This window comes from Bacillus sp. JJ722 (assembly GCF_036963345.1).
In the GTDB taxonomy this organism is placed as follows: Bacteria; Bacillota; Bacilli; order Bacillales; family DSM-1321; genus Bacillus_AD.
This window is the reverse complement of the sequence record NZ_JBALMO010000406.1, coordinates 1-1,250: the sequence shown is the minus strand read 5'-3', so window position 1 is coordinate 1,250 and position 1,250 is coordinate 1. Positions and strand designations below refer to the sequence as shown.

The following is a 1,250-nucleotide window of genomic DNA, read 5'->3' as shown; positions in this document are numbered from 1 at the left end:
AAGATTAATAGATTAATTTTATCAATAATCACACTACTAAACAGCTCTGTTAAATTTCTTAACAAAGTAGTTTATTAGTGTGATTATTTAAAAGAGTATTAAATAGATTTGAATAGTGTTCAACTAAAGGAGGGTGCACTAATGGTGATTTTGGTTACAGGAGGGGCAGGATATATTGGTAGTCATACCTGTGTTGAGTTATTAAATGCAGGCTATGAGGTTGTTATTGTTGATAACTTATCTAACAGTAGATCCGAATCTTTAACTCGAGTTGAAGAAATAACAGGAAAAAAAATAACCTTTTATAATGTAAATATCCTTGATAAGGAGCAGTTGGAGAATGTTTTTGTTGAAAATAACATTGATGCTGTGATGCATTTTGCGGGCCTTAAATCGGTTCAAGAGTCAGCTGAAATTCCAATTCATTATTATAATAGTAACATTACAGGAACTCTTGTTCTATGTGGAATGATGGAAAAATATGGAGTGAAAAACATAGTGTTTAGTTCGTCAGCTACAGTTTACGGTGTTACAGATAATATTCCTATTTCAGAAAATTTTCCCTTAAAAACAACAAATCCATACGCACGGACAAAATTAATTATTGAAGTAATATTACGTGATCTTTACTATTCAGATAACAATTGGAGCATTTCCATTTTACGTTATTTTAATCCTATAGGTGCTCATGAGAGTGGAAGATTAGGAGAAGATTCTACGGGAGTTCCTAATAACCTACTGCCATATATTGCACAAGTTGCTATTGGTAAAATGAAGGAATTAAATGTATATGGAAATAAATATCCAACGTCCGACGGAACAGGAATAAGAGATTTTATACATGTATTTGACTTGGCTAAGGGCCACTTAAAAGCACTTGAAAAAGTTATTTCTTCAACAGGGATAGAAACGTATAACCTCGGTACCGGTAAAGGGTATAGTGTACTTGAAATAATTGATATCTTTGAAAAGATATCTGGAACGAAAGTTCCTTATAAGATTGTTGATTCTAGACCTGGTGATGTAGCAAGTTCTTGTGCAAATCCGTTAAAAGCAAAAAGAGAACTTGGATGGATAGCCGTAAAGGGAATTGATGATATGTGCAGAGATGCGTGGAGATGGCAAAAAAATAACCCGGATGGATATAAAATGAAATTATGAGTTTGTCAGTCTTTATGTAAATGAAAATCTTATCCATCAATATCGACAGTAAAACGCAAGACGTCTTATTTAAATAATTATTACATGAT

General features: G+C 32.6%; 1 protein-coding gene. It reads left to right on the top strand.

Features of this window, described 5'->3' with window-relative positions; all coding sequences use genetic code 11:
* The first annotated feature begins 141 nt into the window (after positions 1–141).
* Positions 142–1,161, top strand: a complete 1,020-nt coding sequence (gene galE / locus V7014_RS26825) for a UDP-glucose 4-epimerase GalE (protein ID WP_335512125.1) — start codon at positions 142–144, stop codon at positions 1,159–1,161.
* Positions 1,162–1,250 lie beyond the last annotated feature (89 nt).